We start from the raw sequence: 911 nt of genomic DNA, 5'->3' as shown, positions 1-911 counted from the left end.
AATGGCCACTGTTCAGAGCTCCAATATTTCAGCCTTGTTCGAGTCATGGGGCGTTGCATTTGATGAATCACAATTTATCACTGATTTCGAAAACTCAATGGTCGTGTCGCTAGGGCAAGGTGGCCAGCCAGCTCGACATTTAGGGCTTTTGAGCCTTGGTCCTAATGCACTATCGCAAGATGATGTTGTTTTGTTTGGGCTGGAAAGCATTAATCTTTCTTCAGTCGGTGCGATGAGTGCGGCGGAAGGTGCGAGTACGGTGTTTACTCCTGTTATTCAAAGTTCTGCACAAAGTGCTTTGGCAGATGTGAATGTGTTGACGACCTTGAATGATCCTTCGACCTTGATGAATGACTTTGTTCCGACTGAACAGCGCTATACCATTGCGGCAAGAGTAGGTGGTTCTGCAGAATCTGCATTTCCTGATGGGATTACTGTTTCTGAAGAGTTGGCCGATGGAGAGGGTAGCGTAGACCTTAAGTTAGAGCCATCTGTACTGAGTTCTGAAAATATCAATATCATGATTGTCGCAGATAGTGATGTGCTCAGTGATCGCTTATGGGTGCAAGTGCAGAATTTCTTTGGACAACAAATTATTAGCCCTTGGGCTGACAATGGTAGCTTGCTGTTGAATTCAGTCGAGAACTTGTCGGGCCAGTCAGAGCTGATTTCTATTCGGGGTCAAGGTCGATATAGCCGTCCGTTTGAGCGCGTTGAGGCCTTGCAACGAGATGCTGAAGAGCGATTCTTGGCGCAACAAGAAGCCTTAGAGGCGCAATTAATTGCCACGGAAGAGCAAATGTTTGAGCTTGAGCAAATGCGTGATGGCGGTGACGTGGTGTCTCTGACAGAAGAGCAGAATAAAGCTTTACTTCGCTTCCAAGAAGAGAAGTTAAAAATTCGCAAGCAGC

The 911-nt window shown here is 46.4% G+C and carries 1 pseudogene; it reads left to right on the top strand.

Annotation, left to right across the window (positions count from 1 at the left end):
* A pseudogene (locus A3739_RS29415) lies at nucleotides 1-911 on the top strand (ABC transporter); the annotation flags it as partial.

The organism is Oleiphilus sp. HI0067 (genome assembly GCF_001635735.1).
The sequence above is the reverse complement of the archived record's forward strand: the minus strand, read 5'-3'. Positions and strand labels throughout refer to the sequence as shown.